General features: G+C 56.1%; 14 protein-coding genes. 8 read left to right on the top strand and 6 right to left on the bottom strand.

Translation table 11 applies throughout. The features are described from left to right. Positions 1–10 precede the first annotated feature (10 nt). Together AC0J4F_RS18415 and AC0J4F_RS18410 are read right to left on the bottom strand one after the other, a co-directional pair. Entirely contained in the window at positions 11–1,903 is a 1,893-nt protein-coding gene (locus AC0J4F_RS18415) for a PhoX family protein (protein ID WP_473024288.1), read from the bottom strand. 375 nt (positions 1,904–2,278) lie between these two features. After that, entirely contained in the window at positions 2,279–2,821 is a 543-nt protein-coding gene (locus AC0J4F_RS18410) for a phosphoribosyl-AMP cyclohydrolase (protein WP_473024287.1), read from the bottom strand. 261 nt (positions 2,822–3,082) lie between these two features. Between AC0J4F_RS18410 and AC0J4F_RS18405 the strand changes: the two genes are divergently transcribed. The 4 genes from AC0J4F_RS18405 (at position 3,083) to AC0J4F_RS18390 (ending at position 7,219) form a co-directional block, all read left to right on the top strand. Next, positions 3,083–3,274 carry a helix-turn-helix domain-containing protein gene (locus tag AC0J4F_RS18405; protein ID WP_008189317.1) on the top strand — a complete coding sequence of 64 codons (192 nt, stop codon included), beginning with the start codon at positions 3,083–3,085 and terminating at the stop codon, positions 3,272–3,274. 192 nt (positions 3,275–3,466) lie between these two features. After that, positions 3,467–4,486, top strand: coding sequence for an alcohol dehydrogenase AdhP (adhP, locus tag AC0J4F_RS18400; protein WP_473024286.1), 1,020 nt, complete (start codon positions 3,467–3,469; stop codon positions 4,484–4,486). A 28-nt stretch (positions 4,487–4,514) separates the two neighbouring features. Beyond that, positions 4,515–6,239: a cation:proton antiporter gene (locus AC0J4F_RS18395; RefSeq protein ID WP_473024285.1), complete on the top strand. Its 1,725-nt coding sequence runs from the start codon at positions 4,515–4,517 to the stop codon at positions 6,237–6,239. After that, a complete protein-coding gene (locus tag AC0J4F_RS18390) occupies positions 6,236–7,219 on the top strand; it encodes a universal stress protein (protein ID WP_473024284.1) in 984 nt (327 codons plus the stop codon). Before AC0J4F_RS18395 ends, AC0J4F_RS18390 begins: the two co-directional genes overlap by 4 nt. Before the next feature lie 47 nt (positions 7,220–7,266). Here the strand turns inward: AC0J4F_RS18390 and AC0J4F_RS18385 are convergent, their stop codons facing one another. The 3 genes from AC0J4F_RS18385 to gltX form a co-directional block, all read right to left on the bottom strand. Then, a complete protein-coding gene (locus tag AC0J4F_RS18385) occupies positions 7,267–7,584 on the bottom strand; it encodes a hypothetical protein (RefSeq protein ID WP_473024283.1) in 318 nt (105 codons plus the stop codon). Positions 7,585–7,783: 199 nt separating this feature from the next. Then, positions 7,784–9,076 carry a citrate synthase gene (gltA, locus tag AC0J4F_RS18380; RefSeq protein WP_133950011.1) on the bottom strand — a complete coding sequence of 431 codons (1,293 nt, stop codon included), beginning with the start codon at positions 9,074–9,076 and terminating at the stop codon, positions 7,784–7,786. 233 nt (positions 9,077–9,309) lie between these two features. After that, positions 9,310–10,734 (bottom strand): glutamate--tRNA ligase, encoded by a 1,425-nt coding sequence (gltX, locus tag AC0J4F_RS18375; protein WP_133950009.1) that lies wholly within the window; start codon positions 10,732–10,734, stop codon positions 9,310–9,312. Between the two features lie 134 nt (positions 10,735–10,868). On the opposite strand from gltX, the gene AC0J4F_RS18370 reads away from it, so the two are divergent. Next, on the top strand, positions 10,869–13,361 hold the full coding sequence (locus AC0J4F_RS18370) for a ComEC/Rec2 family competence protein (RefSeq protein ID WP_473024282.1): 2,493 nt from the start codon (positions 10,869–10,871) through the stop codon (positions 13,359–13,361). A 69-nt stretch (positions 13,362–13,430) separates the two neighbouring features. Here AC0J4F_RS18370 and lexA read toward each other — a convergent pair whose 3' ends face one another. Beyond that, a complete protein-coding gene (lexA, locus tag AC0J4F_RS18365; RefSeq protein ID WP_133950005.1) occupies positions 13,431–14,144 on the bottom strand; it encodes a transcriptional repressor LexA in 714 nt (237 codons plus the stop codon). A 452-nt stretch (positions 14,145–14,596) separates the two neighbouring features. Between lexA and AC0J4F_RS18360 the strand changes: the two genes are divergently transcribed. From AC0J4F_RS18360 to AC0J4F_RS18350, 3 genes are all read left to right on the top strand, one after another. Then, a complete protein-coding gene (locus tag AC0J4F_RS18360; protein WP_473024281.1) occupies positions 14,597–15,016 on the top strand; it encodes a hypothetical protein in 420 nt (139 codons plus the stop codon). Positions 15,017–15,093: 77 nt separating this feature from the next. After that, positions 15,094–16,283 (top strand): IS3 family transposase gene (locus AC0J4F_RS18355; RefSeq protein WP_473023626.1). Its coding sequence is split into 2 segments (ribosomal slippage): positions 15,094–15,385 and positions 15,385–16,283, totalling 1,191 coding nucleotides; the frame shifts between segments, so codons are not numbered across the junction. A 311-nt stretch (positions 16,284–16,594) separates the two neighbouring features. After that, positions 16,595–17,074, top strand: a complete 480-nt coding sequence (locus tag AC0J4F_RS18350) for a hypothetical protein (RefSeq protein WP_473024280.1) — start codon at positions 16,595–16,597, stop codon at positions 17,072–17,074. The last annotated feature ends 24 nt before the right edge of the window (positions 17,075–17,098 follow it).

Raw genomic sequence — 17,098 nt, 5'->3', positions numbered from 1 at the left:
GGAAACAGCGTTAGCCGACGAGGCCGCCATCTTCACGGGTCACTGCGATGATTGCGGACCGTGGAACAGACGTGCCACCAGCCGGCCAGTGGCTGTTGCCGCGCTCGCCCGGGTGCTGGATGCCGACAAACATTGTCCGGCGATCCGGGCTCCAGGTCAGACCGGTGATTTCACACTCGTTCGGACCAACCATGAAGCGGCGGATTTCACCGGTAACCGGGTCGCCGGCAAGCATCTGGTTGTTGCCCTGACCGGCGAAGTCGCCTTCGTTCTTGTAGTTGCCATCCGTCTGGATCCAGACCAGTCCGTTGGAGTCGAAGGCCAATCCGTCCGGCGAGTTGAACATGTTTTCTTCGTTGATGTTCGCGGAGCCGGCATAGGCATCTGAATGGACGGATGGGTTGCCCGCAAGAACATAAAGATCCCAGGTGAAACCCGGAGCTGTATGGTCGCCGCCATCCGGGCGCCAGCGCACGATCTGCCCGTAGTTGTTCTTCTCGCGCGGGTTCGGACCGTTGACGGATGTGTCATCGCCACCGGCATTCGGCTTGACACCACGGTTCTTGTTGTTGGTCAGGCAGCAGTAGATTTCCGGAGCCTTCGGATTGGCGGAGATCCATTCCGGACGATCCATGGTGGTCGCGCCGACTTTGGAGCCTGCCTGGCGGGTATGGATATGGATTTCAGCCTGATCCATGCCGGTTGTTTCCGGGGTCAAGGCGACCCATGCGCCGGTGCCATTGTCGCTGAACTTCGCAACATAAAGAATGCCGTCGTTCAGGAGTTCGTCAGTCGAAGCACCCGGTGCGTAAACACCGTTGGAAACGTAGCGGTAGACAAACTCGCCGCGTTCATCATCGCCCATGTAAACGACAATGCGGCCATCATTGTTGACCACGGCTTCGGCGTTTTCGTGTTTGAAACGGCCAAGTGCAGTGCGTTTTTTAGGTGTAGAGGTCGGGTCGGTCGGATCGATCTCGACAACATAACCGGCGCGGTTCGGCTCGTTCGGATGCTTGGAGACATCGTAACGATCTTCGATTACAGCCCAGTTGTAACCCCAGTCCGTTGCAGACACGCCATACCGAGCAAGTTCCGGAGTCACTTCGTGGTCCGGATTTTCCGGAGCGGAAAAATAGCCGTTGAAGTTTTCTTCGCAGGTCAGGTACGTGCCCCATGGGGTGACGCCGTTGCCGCAGTTGTTCCAGGTGCCGAGAGACTTGGTGCCGGTCGGATCGGCTTCGGTCTTCATCAAGTCATGGCCTGCGGCCGGTCCGGTCAGCTCCATCTCGCTTTGCGGCGTGATGCGGCGGTTGTACGGGCTGTCCTTGACGATTTTCCAGGTACCACCGTCATTGGCGATTTCAACAACGGAGATGCCGTGGGCCATCATGCCCTTGGCAATGTCGTCTTCCGCCATGATGCGCTTGTCTTCAGCGCTTAGAGCGATGATGTCGCGGTTGGTGTACTCGTTGTTGACGACGAGGAGCGTTTTGCCGTCATGAGAGAACACGTCCATGCCGTCCGTATTGTCGCCGAACGCGCGGGCCTGGCTATCCGCCGTGCCGCGGGTCGCATCATCAAACTCGGGAACATCGGACCACAATGGATCGCCCCACTGCACCAAGATTTCCGACTTGTAGCCTTCCGGGACAATCACTGCATCCGCGGTCGAGGTCGGGATCTGGGTGAAGGCAAAGCGGCCGTCCGCAGCTTTTGCACCAGTCGGTACAAGGCTCGTGCCAAGGGCGGTAAAGCTGCCAAATGCCAAAACGCCGCCCAGAAAGCCGCGTCGGCTAAGAGCCGATTCAACGATCCGGTCAAAATCATTTTCTTCGGGACGGGGATTTACGACCTCGTCAAATTCATCGAACGACAAATCTTTGGTGTCGATGTTGGCCATTGAAGGCTCCTCCAGGCTAGCGACCGTTCTCGGTCTTGGCTAAGAATTTTTGGTTGGCACCCGCCAGGGTCGCATTGACTATAGCTGCAACTAATTAGCTGTCAAAGCGATGATCCGAACGACCGTTTCATCGCTTTGATTGAAACGCCCGTACCCATCGGATCTATGCAAATTTAGATTTCAAATGGATGACGCTTCCCGCCGTCATTCATTCCAAAAGATATGAAATTTGTACGGGTTTGTTCCGGTATCGCGGCCCCGTTTGAGCGAATCTTGATCAAGCCGGACACTGTGAGGCATGGGTTGGAAAACACGTTGGGAGGCTTTGGCGCACTGCCAACGCCTCCCAGAGTGTTACAGGGTCTTTTGCAGCTCTCAGCTCGGCGAAAAAGGAACAGATGAGTGGTGCAGCACGATCTTCAGATCGCCATCTTCCATCCGCTCAACACCGAAGGTGTATTCAACCTTCACTTCAGTGCCATCAGTGGTCATGAAGTAGTAGTTGCCCATGGTCATGGCGGTTTCGCCGTTGATCACCGTGCCCTCCGGTTCCCAGCGGACATTGGTATAAGGCGCGATCGCAAAGCCATTGTCCTCGGAGATATCGCCGCCCACAAAATAGGAGAGGGCCGCGTCAAAGTCTCCCCGGAACTGATCTTCACTGGCGAGCGTCGGCTTGAAAAGGACAGGGCGGTCGCCGTAAGCATAAAACTGCTCGATATGGTTTGTTGCCGCCGCTTTATAGTCTCCACCGTCCGAATTCACCTTGCCGATGTTGACGATGCCTTCGCCCCAGGCGGTTTTCAGGGCAGTGACCTCCTTCTCCGTCAGTTCAGCAGAAGGCTTTGTCGCCGCGGTGGCGGACACGGCGGTCGCTGCGAGCGCGGCAGCAATGGCAAAAGCGGCAGGTCTCAACATACTTCTCTCCTCCAGGAAATGGCAGGTTCATCCAAAGACAACCTGGAGATGGGAGGTCGGCAATCACGTTACCAATTAAAAGAATTTAATGTTTGAGCCGGGCAGCATGCCATCTACTGGCCTGCCAATTGATCTTTTCTCTTGGCATGTGAGCCTTACCGATGTCGTTTGAGCGGTTTTGAAAATAGTTGAGAGTGTTTGACGAGGATCAATGGCTGTTGAACTGCCTGCAGATACGGTGAGCACACATCGGAGCCGAAGATGCTGAGCAAACCTTTTCTGACAACGCATGAAATCGCTGAACTCCTGAAGGTGCGGGAACCAACGGTAAGGACCTGGATCCATCAAGAGGAGCTGCGGGCCGTAAAGCTCGGCCGGGAGTTTCGCGTGGCGGTCAAAGACCTGGAGGCCTTTGTCAACGAACACGCGACCAGAGCTCCCAGTTGGAAATAAGCCAGTCGGCCCATGCTTTTAGTTACTGCTGCACAGTCTGTTTAATCGGCGAACGCCGAAAATTGCCCGCTGATTAATTGGCGCAAACAGTCATACGAACGAACAAAACGCGCGAACCGAAGGCACACGCATTTGAGAGCTTGTGCACCGAAGGCACGCAAAAACTTCCACTCAAAATCACGAGGACAAGCAATGCCCAAAATGAAAGCTGCAGTGGTCACGGGATTTGGCAAGGCACTGGAAATCAGAGAGGTCGAAAAACCAGGCGCTCGAGAAGGCCACATCGTGGTCAAGATCGAAGCCAGCGGTGTGTGCCATACCGATCTCCATGCCGCCAAAGGCGATTGGCCCGTCAAGCCTGAACCGCCCTTCATTCCGGGCCATGAGGGTGTGGGCTACGTTGCCGAGGTCGGACGCGGTGTGACGTCTGTGAAGGAGGGTGACCGTGTTGGGGTGCCCTGGCTTCATCATGCTTGCGGCCACTGCAACTCATGCATAACCGGATGGGAAACCCTTTGCCGGACCGATCCGCAATACACCGGATACACAGTCAATGGCGGGTTCGCCGAATATGTCGAGGCTGATCCGGTCTATGTCGGGCATATTCCGGACGGGGTCGACTTCGCGCCGGCCGCGCCGATCCTGTGTGCGGGCGTCACGGTCTATAAAGGCCTGAAGGAATGTGACCTCCGCCCGGGAAAAAGTGTCGTCATATCCGGTGTCGGTGGATTGGGGCACCTCGCGGTGCAGTATGCCAAGGCAATGGGGCTGCATGTCATTGCCGTGGACGTTGCTGATGACAAGCTGAGGCTTGCGTCCGATTTGGGCGCCGAAGTCACGATCAATGCCAAGACGCAAGACCCAGTGGCTGAGCTGACCCGATTGGGCGGCGCAGACGGCGTTTTGGTAACGGCCGTCTCGAATTCAGCTTTTTCTCAAGCGGTTGGCATGCTGGCTCCCGGCGGGACCATGAGCCTTGTCGGTCTGCCGCCCGGTGATTTCCCGCTTAACATCTTTGACGTTGTTCTCAACCGGAAAACCATCCGGGGCTCGATCGTTGGAACACGGGCGGATCTCGCTGAGAGCTTGGCATTTGCAGCGGAGGGAAAAGTTGCTTCGCATTACGCCATAGAGTCGCTCGACAACATCAACGACATCTTTGGCCGGATGGAGCAGGGCAAAATCGACGGCCGCATTGTGATGACGTTGTAACCGGCGGCAACCAGAGAGGATTTCAATCATGGCAGCTGCGATTGAGGGCTATATCTTTTACGAAATCGCAGCTCTGCTCGTTCTTGCGGCAAGTGTCGGTTTTGTGGGGCTGTTGTTGCGGCAGCCCCTGATTGTCAGCTTTATCGCTGTTGGCATCCTCGCCGGTCCTTCGGTTCTGGGAATAGCGCAGTCAGACGCCCAGATCGATCTGCTGGCGGAGCTTGGAATTGCGGTCCTCTTGTTTCTCGTCGGACTGAAACTGGACTACAATCTTGTCCGAACTCTCGGTCCTGTCGCATTGGTGACCGGACTGGGGCAGGTGCTGTTCACGACCGTCTTCGGCTTCCTGATCGCGCTTGCGCTTGGCATGACACCAACCACCGCGATCTATGTCGCCATCGCGCTGACCTTTTCGTCCACGATCATCATTGTGAAGCTTTTGTCGGACAAGCGTGAGATCGACGCGCTGCACGGCCGGATCGCCCTTGGTTTCCTGATCGTTCAGGATGTCGTTGTCGTTGTTGCCATGATCACGCTTTCCGCGATTGGTGTCGGCAGTGCGAGCGGCAGCGACAGCGCCTTTGCCGATGTTTTGCGGGTCTTCGGCTATGGATTGGCGACGCTGGCGTTCGTTGCGTTCTTCATCCGCTTTGTCGCCAATCCGCTCGTTGAAAAATTGTCCACGGCGCCGGAACTGCTGGTGTCGTTTGCCATTGGCTGGGCAGCATTGCTCGCAGCCGTTGGCCATTACCTCGGATTTGGCAAGGAGCTGGGCGGTTTGCTGGCCGGTGTGTCACTGGCATCGACCCCCTTTCGCGAGGCAATTTCAGCGCGTCTTGCCAGCCTTCGTGACTTCTTGTTGCTGTTCTTTTTCATCGCGCTCGGTGCATCGCTGGACCTGTCGGTCCTGGGCGCGAGTGTGGGGCCTGCCATCGTGCTCTCCTTGTTCGTTCTGATTGGCAATCCCCTAATCGTTCTGGCGATCATGGGGGCCATGGGGTACCGCAAACGGACAGGTTTTCTTGCCGGCTTGACCGTGGCCCAAATCAGCGAGTTTTCCCTGATCTTCATGGCGATGGGGTTGACGATAGGCCACGTGGATGAACGCGCGCTTGGTCTGGTGACACTTGTCGGGTTGGTCACGATCGCAGCATCGACCTACATGATCACCTTCTCGCATCAGCTCTATGCCGCGCTCGAACCTTTTCTTGGGGTCTTCGAACGGCGCAACACGGCCGCCGAACCCGAAGGCAGCAGCGTATCTGCAAAGTCCTATGACGTGATCCTGTTCGGCCTCGGCCGGTATGGCCTCGGGATTGCCAGCGCTTTGAAAGAGGATGGCAAACGGATTCTGGGGGTGGATTTCAGTCCAGGTGCTGTCAGGAATGCCCGGGCGCTTGGCTATGACGTGTTGTTTGGGGATGCCACGGATCCGGAGTTTCTTGCTCATCTTCCACTTGGTAATGCGGAATGGCTCGTTATGGCTGTTCCGGAACACGACACCGGTGTGACACATGATGACCCGCGCTTTGCTTTGCTGAAAGCTGCCCGTGATCTTGGGTTTGAGGGACGTGTTGCGGTTGCCGCACACCGCGAGGTCACTGCGGAGGCTCTCTCAAGGATAAACGCTGATATCGTCATGATGCCGTACCGTGACGCAGCTTATGCGGCCGCAAACATGATAGCCGGGCGTGCGGCTCCCTCTTTGCCCGGTCTGCAAGATCCGGAAGGTCAAAAGGAGCTGCCGGCATGATTGGGGAGCTCGGGCGTCCAAAAAAAGTACTCGCCGTAATCGATGACACCGATACGCAAATAGCACTCAAGAGTGCAGCCGGGTTGGCAAAGGCGTATGAGGCCAGTTTAGAGGTGATCGCTTGCGTGGATCCACCGCAGGACATCGCAATTATCGCCCGGTTGGCCGGACGCGATAAAGACGCGATCATTGAAGAGATGGTGATCCGCGCCCAAAGGTCTGCGACAGAGAACCTGAGAAGGGTTCTGCCGGATCAAGCGATCGAACCTCAAGTTGTTGTCGGGAAAGCTTATCTGAACATCATCAGGCATGTTGCTGAAACGGGCTGCGATTTTGTGGTGAAAGCAGCTGAGCCGTTGACCGGCGTCAGTGGTTTCCTGCATGCAAGCAACGACCAGCATCTTTTGCGAAAATGTCCCTGTCCGGTCTGGCTGCAGTCCGGAACCGCTGAGCCGTCGCCGCGCCGTATCATTGCGGCGGTGGATTTGGACAACTGGGATGCGGCGGAACCGGACACTTTGGACATGCTGAACCAGCGCGTTGTCGAAGCTGCGGCGCTTGTTGCGTATGCGCCAGGGTCAGAAATCATCATACTTCATGCCTGGGACGCGGTAGGCGAGGGCATGGTCTGGGCTTTTTCGGACACCGGGGATGCGCGCAAGGCAGCCAACGACTATGTGCGGGAGACGTTGAAAATCCGCGAAGAAGCAATGCACCGGTTGCTCGAAACAATGCGTGAGCGATTGGCGAGTTCGAACGTGGTATTACAGCCACTTCTTGCCCGCGGCGCAGTGGAACGCGTAATAGAAATTCAGAGCAACATTCAAAACGCGGATCTCGTGGTTATGGGAACTGTCGCGCGGACCGGGCTCAGCGGCGTTTTCATTGGCAACACGGCTGAGAACATCGTCAATAGCCTTCAATGTCCGGTGCTTGCCGTCAAACCTGAAGGGTTTGTCAGCCCATTGCTGGCACCCTGACATCGAAAGAGTGTTGCCGCCGGGTCTCGAGCTGGCCGGTTGGAGGCCTAGCGAATGCCTGTCGGCGGCGCGGCGGCCCCGTGATGCAAGTTGAACGGCAGCGGAGCACGCTGATACCGTTCGCAGGTGTCGCAAGGGCTTGTAAACTGGGTATGGACCGGAAGGCGGCGGCGTGCCCGATCACTCCGGATACGCGGTACATCTTCAAATCGCGATTTGGAGTTACTCAAGGGCTCCGGTTTTTCGGAAAGCCTGGCCGCAAAGCGTTTGTGCAGCTCTTGGGCGACGCGCGGGATCAGATCATTGACCAGCACGTCTTCGTGCGGCGATTGCAGTCTTTTCGACTTGTGACGTTGGTCATGCATTGATGCTCCTCCATCCCAGAAAATTACAACATGCGGGTCTTGCACGCACAAGCTGTGGCGACTGCGTAAGTGCTTTTAGGTAGATGAGACCGGTGATGCGAGAGCCTGATGTTTTCTGGGAGGCGCCATTTTCCCTTCAGAAACAAAAAAACCCCGGATCAGCGATCCGGGGCTTTGGTCTGGTTGGTACCTGAACTAATCAGCGGCGCTGATCAATCGGCACGTAGTCGCGCTTGGTAGCACCTGTGTAGAGCTGACGCGGGCGGCCGATGCGCTGAGACGGATCTTCCACCATTTCCTTCCACTGGGCGATCCAGCCGACGGTCCGCGCAAGCGCGAACAGCACGGTGAACATGGTTGTCGGGAAACCGAGCGCACGGAGCGTGATGCCGGAGTAGAAGTCGATGTTCGGATAGAGCTTCTTCTCGACGAAATACGGATCGTTGAGGGCGATCTTTTCCAGTTCCATCGCAATGTCGAGGAGCGGATCGTCCTTGATGCCGAGTTCGCCGAGCACCTCGTGGCAGGTTTTCTGCATGATCTTGGCGCGTGGATCGTAGTTCTTGTAGACCCGGTGACCGAAGCCCATGAGACGGAACGGATCGTTCTTGTCTTTCGCGCGGGCAACAAATTCCGGAATGCGGTCAACAGAACCGATTTCGGACAGCATGTTCAGCGCTGCTTCGTTGGCACCGCCGTGTGCCGGGCCCCAGAGACAGGCAATACCGGCTGCAATACATGCGAACGGGTTCGCACCGGAGGATCCGGCAAGACGCACGGTCGATGTGGACGCGTTCTGCTCGTGGTCAGCGTGCAGGATGAAGATACGGTCCATGGCGCGCGCCAGAACCGGGTTCACCTTGTACTCTTCACACGGAACGGCAAAGCACATGTGCAGGAAATTCGCTGCATAGCCGAGGTCGTTGCGCGGATAAACGAACGGCTGACCGACGTGGTACTTGTAGGCCATTGCAGCCATCGTCGGCAGTTTTGCGATCATGCGCAGCGACGCGACCATCCGCTGATGCGGATCGGAGATGTCGGTGCTGTCATGATAGAACGCTGACAGGGCGCCAACGGTGCCGCAGAGGATCGCCATCGGGTGGGCGTCGCGGCGGAAACCGGAATAGAACCGGTTCATCTGTTCGTGGATCATCGTATGATAGGTCACACGGGTGACGAAATCGTCTTTCTGCGCCTTGGTCGGCAGTTCGCCGTAAAGCAGCAGATAGCAGGATTCCAGGAAGTCACCATGGTCGGCGAGCTGTTCGATCGGATACCCGCGATACAGCAGCGTGCCTTCGTCACCATCGATGTAGGTGATTTTGGATTCGCACGATGCGGTTGAGGTAAAGCCCGGGTCGTAGGTGAACATGCCCGTGTCCTTGTAAAGGGACGAGATGTTCACAACCGACGGTCCGATGGATCCGTCAAGGACGTCGAAATCGTGGTCGTTGCCACCGACGTTGAGCTTGGCGTTGTTGTCGGCCATTCAGAAAACCCCCTATTTGTTACCCTTGCACTGCCGAGCCACGGGCCTTGGATGCAAGACCCAAATGAGGCGGCCAGACTGTGCTGGAGGAATGGTCGCGTCTTGCCTAGCCCATTTGCCGCACTGCCGCAAGCAGCAGCGTATAACGCTTTGGTCAAAGGCCGACATGTTGATGTTTGACAATAAACCGGCGCGCTGCAGCAAAACGCGCCTGTCCTTTGCTCGCCCTTGCGTCAGGCAGCCTGATCGGCAATCCGGGCGAGGGATTCGTCGCGGCCGAGCGCAACCAGCACGTCATAAATACCAGGGGAGGTGCCCCGGCCGGTGAGAGCAGCGCGCAGTGGCTGGGCGACTTTGCCGAGTTTCAGATCCTTGTCTTCCGCATAGGCTTTGACAGCCGTCTCCAGCGGTTCCGCTTGCCAGTCAGCAACGCCAGAAAGCACGCCGTTCAGATCGCCCAGAATCGCCCGGGCGTCGTTTGTGAGGATCTTGATCGCCTTCTCGTCATTCTCGAGCGGACGCTGGCGCCACAGGTAGGAGGCGCTGTCAGTCAATTCGACAAGTGTCTTTGCGCGTTCCTTCAGGCCGGGAAGGGCGGTCAGAGCCGTTTGGGCATTGGCCGCGTCCGACACCCATTCCAAGACAGCTGCCCCATCGTCCGCATGGGCAAGGTAGACCTTCCAATGCTCCAGCAGTTCAGCATCGTCGGTTGCACGCATGTAATGGCCATTGAGATTTTCCAGCTTCTTGAAATCGAAGCGCGCTGCCGACTGACCAACGGCATCCATGCCGAACCATTTGATCATGTCCTCAAGTGACATGATCTCTTCATCACCATGGCTCCAGCCGAGGCGCGCGAGGTAATTGCGCATGGCTTGCGGCAGATAACCGAGGGCCCGGTAGGCCTCGGCTCCGGTCGCGCCGTGGCGTTTGGAAAGTTTGGCACCGTCCGGCCCGTGGATCAGCGGGATATGCGCCATTTTCGGCACGTCCCAGCCGTTGGCATTGAAAATCAGCGTCTGACGGGCGGCGTTGGTCAGATGGTCGACACCGCGGATGATATGCGTGATGCCCATGTCGTGATCGTCGACAACCACGGCCAGCATGTAAGTCGGCGTGCCGTCAGATCGCAGGAGAACAAAGTCATCAAGATCCTTGTTCGGGATCACCACACGGCCTTGAACCATGTCGTCCACGACCGTTTCGCCGTCTTGCGGAGCCTTCAGCCGGATCACCGGATCAATGCCTTCGGGGGCTTCGGACGCATCCTTATCGCGCCAGGTGCCGTCATAGCGCGGCGGGCGTCCTTCGGCGCGGGCCTTTTCGCGCATGGCCTCGACCTCTTCCGGGGTTGAGTAACACCGATAAGCCGTGCCGTTTTCCAGCATCTGGTCAACAACTTCCTTGTGGCGGTCGACCCGGGAGAACTGGGAGATCGGTTCGCCGTCCCAGTCAAGACCAAGCCACGAAAGGCCATCCATCAGCGCATCGACCGCTTCCTGTGTGGAGCGGGCCCGGTCTGTGTCTTCGATGCGCAGCAGCATCTTGCCGCCGTGATGCTTGGCGAAGAGCCAGTTGAAGAGAGCGGTGCGGGCGCCGCCAATATGGAGAAACCCGGTCGGGGATGGGGCGAAACGCGTGACGATATCTTGTGCCATGGTGCTTTTTGAAAGTCTCTGTCAGAATGAGGCGCGGGTCTGCGCCTGACGGATAGTGGCGCGGTCTTAGCATAGGCAAGCCTATGGCAAAATAGGCTTTGCTGCGATCGTTAAACCCGGCAGAAGGAGCGCGGGTGGCACGGGAGGCGAAACCAGACGCTGATGATGACAACTGGGCTGTCCCCGGCGCTCCGGTCAGTGACCCTTCATTTATATCGTCAAACACGGATAGCAGGCACCTGCCCGCCGAGGCGTCGCCCTGGATCGCGTTTCTGAGAGCCCGGAGAGAATACAAAGACCGGTCAATTGATCAGCGCACCGGTTGGACGGGAACGGCGGACGATTGGGAGCAGTTTTGGCAAAAGCAGGGTCTTTTGTGGACGGGCTTTTCCTTCAGCGCCGGGATTTTCCTCTACAGCTTGTTGCCTGAGGAGCCGAGTTGGCTCGTTCTTGGTGTGCTATTCGTTTTATCAGCTGGTTTTGCTGGCTCCCACGCTATCCGAACGGGGCTGCCGCGAATTTTGACCCTTTTGCTCGCCCTTTTTGCAGGGCTCAGCATTGCAACACTCCGAACAGCTGCAGTGGACGCACCCCGGCTGGCGGAGCCGATGACTGTTCTGTTGCGCGGTGACGTCCTGAAGGTGCAGGAAACCCGGTCCGGCAAGCGGCTTGTGGTCCGCGTCAGAGAAGTTGATGCCAGAGAAAATACTGAGGGGCGGTTTGCAAACCGGGTCCGGCTGCGCATACCGGCAGATACGGGCATTGCGCCCGGCGACTGGATCAAAGTCCGGGCCCGGTTGTTTCCGCCTATGGGTCCTGTGGTGCCCGGCGGATATGACTTTTCCTTCCGCGCCTATTTTGACGGTATAGGCGCAAGCGGCTTCAGTTACGGCGCGCCAGAGATCGTCGCGGGACCTCCGAAATCTCACGTTCTGCAGCTGGTTCGCAAAGTAAGTGCTTTGCGCCAGCACTTGGCAGCGCGGATATCTACGCTTTTGCCGGAAGGCCCGGAAACGGCTCTTGCGGTTGCACTCTTGGTGGGCGATCGCAGCAGTATTGATGAGAAGACCGAAGAGAGCCTTCGGGCTGCCGGCCTGGCACATATTCTGGCAATTTCTGGCCTGCATATGGCGCTCTTTGCAGGCGGTGCTTATGCTGTGTGTCTTGGCGCCCTAGCACTTATCCCAGGCCTTGCGTTGCGCTGGCCGATCCACAAGGTTTCAGCCGTTCTCGCCCTTGTCGCGGCAGTTTTTTATCTTCTCCTGTCCGGGGCTTCAGTCGCCACGCAAAGATCCTTCATTATGATTGCGTTGGTTTTTTTGGGGATCATGACCGGACGCCGGGGTTTGACGCTGCGATCGGTCGCAATCGCCGGCCTGTTCTTGCTTCTACTCGCGCCGGAGCGCCTGTTTTATCCAGGTTTTCAGATGTCGTTTGCGGCCGTGATCGCACTGGTCGCCGTTTATGATCTTTGGCGGTCGCATCAAAAGAGAAGAAGGTTGCTTGTCTCATCAGCAAACGGGCTCTCTTGGTTATTGTCCGGCGCACTAAAATGGGCCACCGGTTTGTTCGTGACGGCCCTCGTCGCCGGGATCGCAACCGGCATTGTCGGTGCATACCACTTTTCCCGGATCGCGCCCTTCGGACTGGTCGGCAACATGCTGGGCATGCCGGTCTTTTCGATCATCGTGATGCCAATGGGCGTGGTGGCACTGGTCCTGATGCCGTTCGGTTTGGCGGCAATCCCGCTCAAGGTCATGAGCGCTGGTCTGGCGGTGCTGATCCAGATAGCGGAGTTCACAGAACAGATCGCGCCTGACTTCGGCCGAATGGGAAGTCTGACCGGACTGTCTGCCGCTGTTTTATTGGCCGGTTTCTTTGGCCTGCTGCTCGCCCCGGGCCGTTTCCGGATGATCGGTTTGGGTCTCGCACCTGCCGGAATTGCGCTCGCGGTAATATCGCGCCCGCCGGATGTCTATATTCCGGCAGCAGGGTCTCAATTGGCTGCCCGGGATATCGACGGGACCTTAGCGTTATCCAACGCCAGAAGTTCTTTTGCCACTGAGACTTGGTTCGAAGGGGAGGGAGTTTCGGTCGAGACGATTAAATCGCACAAGATGAAAGACGATCAGCGCGCTTGTGACCCTTTAGGCTGTGTTGTCCAGGCGTTCGCAGCAAGGGCAGAAGTTGGTGAGGAGCGGATTCCAATCACCATCGCCCTACCGAAGACCCGGAATGCCCTTTTTTATGATTGTCAAAAGGCAGATATGATCGTGACCGATATGATCGCGCCAGAAACCTGCAACGTAGCCGTTTTCGACCAGGATATCAGAAAGGCGCGCGGTGCCATTTCCATCTGGCTGGACCAGGCGTGTCGAACAGGCACCTCAACAAAAGACCAGATGATCGAAAACGGGGTGAGAATAGAATCTGCAGTTCAAAGAAAGAGTGAGGTGTTGCCGCCGATAACGCAGCCGCAAACCACACCCGCACGGACCAGAGCTCCCAGCGCAGCTGTTTGCCAAACGCAAATAAAATCAGTCAAATACGCCAAGCCAACGCCTCCGCGGCCGTGGCACAAGCAAGGCACAGTCACACGCTCAAGCTTGCGCGCATCTGCTGACTAGAGCTGATGGTAGTACCTACAAACCCGCAGTAGCAGGCAACTCTTGAAAATGCCTGCCAGTCTCGAAGCTTCAGTATCGGCGGAACAGGGAAACAAGTTTCCCTTGCACACGGACACGGCCCGGTCCGAAAATACGCGTCTCGTAGGCGGGGTTGGCGGCCTCAAGCGCGATCGACGCGCCTTTTTTACGCAGCCGTTTGAGTGTCGCTTCCTCATCGTCCACAAGGGCCACGACGATGTCGCCGCTGTCCGCGCTTTCTGTTCGGCGGATCAAGACGGTGTCGCCGTCCAAAATGCCGGCCTCAATCATTGAGTCCCCGCGCACTTCCAGAGCGTAATGCTCACCCTTGCCAAGGAGTTCTGGCGGGACGCTGATGGAGTGGCTGTGGGTCTGGATTGCCTCGATCGGAACACCGGCCGCAATCCGGCCCATGACCGGTATTTCCGTCGATGCTGCATCAGGTTCTGGCGCGGGGGCAGGGGCTGGCGCCGGTTTGCCGAGCGATCCTTCAATCACCTCTGGCGAGAAGCTCCCCCTTGGACGCGGCGCACCCAGGCCCGGCGCGATTGAATCCGGCAAGCGGACCACTTCCATGGCGCGGGCTCTGTTGGGAAGCCGGCGTATGAAGCCGCGTTCTTCCAGGGCGGTTATCAGTCGGTGAATGCCGGATTTTGAGCGGAGATCCAGGGCATCTTTCATTTCATCGAAAGACGGCGGAACCCCCGTTTCCTTCAGTCTCTCGTGAATGAACATGAGCAGTTCGTACTGCTTGCGCGTCAGCATACTGCGGTTCCTCGCCCTGAGTTTGGTTTCGCCTGAGAATCGCTCAGTACAAATCGAGAACATTCTACCTGTTCTCATTGTGTTCTGCAAGGGTAAACGTTCTCTTACTGTTCTGCTGTAGCTGTTAGGGAATGTAATCCCTTGAGACATGTGTGAACAAAACATGATTCTCAAATTTGGTGTAAGGTGCTACAATTGGTTATGACGGCATTACCAGCTCAACCGCAAATATCTGCTACACTTTTTAGTGTTGTTCTGCTCCAATGCGCTCGAGGCGTGTTGGAGGTCTTTATGAAGTTGTTTTATTCCGTCTATCGCTAAAGGCGGGGCGGCAAAAGGATGCATTTGAACGCAGAAAGGTAGATGGTACAGAATTTAGTAGGGAATAGTGGCTTCGGGACGTTTTTTCCAAGCAATTCACTTTTGATCATCGAAGCAATGATTTCTTTTTCGTGCCAGAAGACAGTGGCAAAACAGGATTGCCGGACTTTTTGATAACCGGTTGGATCGCCCGCGACAAAGAAGTAAAGGAGCGGACCGCTCCGTGGGAAGGGTTGGCGCCAACTAAACACGATTCTTGGCAAGCATCACTTATACTCATCGACCCCCGTCATCATGATGACGGGCAGAAAGTTGCGTTCGAAAACCGTCCAGCAGATGTTGGCCAGCCTGTACCTATTCTGGCATCACTTGCTCGATATCTCTCAGATAAAGGGCCTGAAGAACCATTCACTGTTGATGCATTTCCTATTATTCAGGCGCGGTCGTTTTCACGCTTCGCCGCTGATCATCAGGGGCAAATCAAATACATTTCATATGATGTGGCCGTTCCAAATATGTTTGGAAGCCCCGACGATTTTTCGAAGGAGTGAGCTACCTCCCGAAATTAGGACACTGACGTAAGCTACGATTTGTTGTCTGCTGGTCTTCGAGAACAAGGAGATCAGAGATGTCGAAACGCAAGCAGCACTCGCCGGAGTTCAAGGCGAAAGTCGCCCTGGCAGCGTTGAAGGGCGAAGAGACGGTATCGGAACTGGCGAGCCGCTTCGGGGTTCATCCGACCATGATCCATCAATGGAAGCGTGCCCTGCTGGAAGGCGCCTCGGACGTGTTTGAACGTGGCGGCAAACGAAAGCCGGAGATTGACGAGGACCAGGTGAAGGAGCTGCACGCCAAGATCGGGGAGCTGGCCGTCGCCAACGATTTTTTGTCCAGAAAGCTCAAGCCTTGGGGCGTGAAGTGAGGCGCGGCATGATCGAGCTGGGACATCCCGAACTGTCGGTCGGCAAGCAGTGTTCTCTGCTGTCGATCTCGCGCTCGTCTTTCTATTACACGCCGAAGGGCGAGAGCGAGATGAACCTCGCGCTGATGCGCGAGATCGACGAGCAGTTCCTTGAGACGCCGTTTTTCGGCGTCCGTCAGATGACCTGGCACTTGAAGAACGAAGGCCATCCGGTGAACGAAAAGCGGATCCGGCGGCTGATGCGGCTTATGGGTCTGATGCCGATCTACCAGAAGCCCAATACAAGCAGGCCGGCCAAGGGACACAAGATCTGGCCATATCTGTTGAAGGGATTGCGGGTGGAGCGGCCGAACCAGGTTTGGGCGTCTGACATCACGTATTTGCCGATGCGCCGTGGGTTCTTGTATCTCGTGGCAATCATGGACTGGTTCACCCGCAAGGTGCTGGCCTGGCGGATCTCCAATACGCTGGAGGCCGATTTCTGCGTCGAGGCGTTGAACGAGGCGGTCCACAAATTCGGTGCACCGGAAATCATGAATACGGACCAGGGATCGCAGTTCACCTCGTTTGCATGGACAGACCGGCTGCGGAGGATCGGCGTGCGCATCTCGATGGACGGCAAAGGACGGTTCCTCGACAATATCTTCGTCGAGCGGCTGTGGCGCACGCTCAAATACGAGTGTGTTTATCTGCACGCTTGGGAAACCGGCTCACAGGCCCGGGACAGTGTCCGAAAATGGATGAATTTTTACAACCAGAAGCGTCCGCACACCGCCCTTGGCGGCAAACCGCCTGCCGTGATCTACTGGCAGCGCATTGAACAAAACCAACTCCCTCTCGGTGATGTGAACATCACCTGTCGGGCAATGGATCAGCAGGTGCAGAGAGTAGCTTAAATTACGCCAGATCCTGTCCAACGGATGGGGAGTAGCTCAGAGCTCACTGAACTGCGGGACACTGCAAATGTTGCTCGCGTGCGAACAAAACTGGAAAGTGACGACGCTATAAATACAGAAGCTTCCCAACTTGATGAAATAGCATCGCACGTTGAAAGAGGCGGGGGGAAAATCGTGGCTCAAACTAAAGACGGTCAGAAGTACAACTCAGATGATCACGCGGCCTCAGAAGAAATTGACACTGAAGGAGCAGAAGCCGAAACACCTTCCTTCTGGGAGCGTATAAAGCAATCACTTGATCGGATCTTCTAATGACCAGATCTTTTGCGTATACAGTATTATTCGTAACTACAGTTGCCTTAGTTGTGCTGTCGGTTGCTAAACCTGAGTATCTTTCGGACAGCAATGATTTCCTAAAAGAATTTGTAAATCATGAGTTCTTGAACATTCTTGGAGTTATATTGGCAATAACTCTAGCTTCAGTTGCAAATATACATCTAGCTTTCAATAGAATTGAAGAGCGTTACAACAAGAAAAATTCCTTATCTCGATCACGTCAGAATCTAAAGAAGGCAACCTATTGGCTAATAGGTCTTTTTATATCTGGTGGTATAGTTGTCATCGTGAAACCAATTGTGTGCAATTCTCAGATATCTGATGCACTATTTAATTCAGCGTCTTTGGTAATACTTCTTTGGCATATTCTGATCCTCATCAGTTTAACTGAATTAGTTTTCAGAATTGAACCAGAGTTCCCAAAGGATGGTGGGTCCGATGACAAAAGCAAGTGAAACCGAAGTAAAGTTTGATCAGCT

The organism is Roseibium sp. R5, assembly GCF_055755305.1.
The sequence above is the reverse complement of the archived record's forward strand: the minus strand, read 5'-3'. Positions and strand labels throughout refer to the sequence as shown.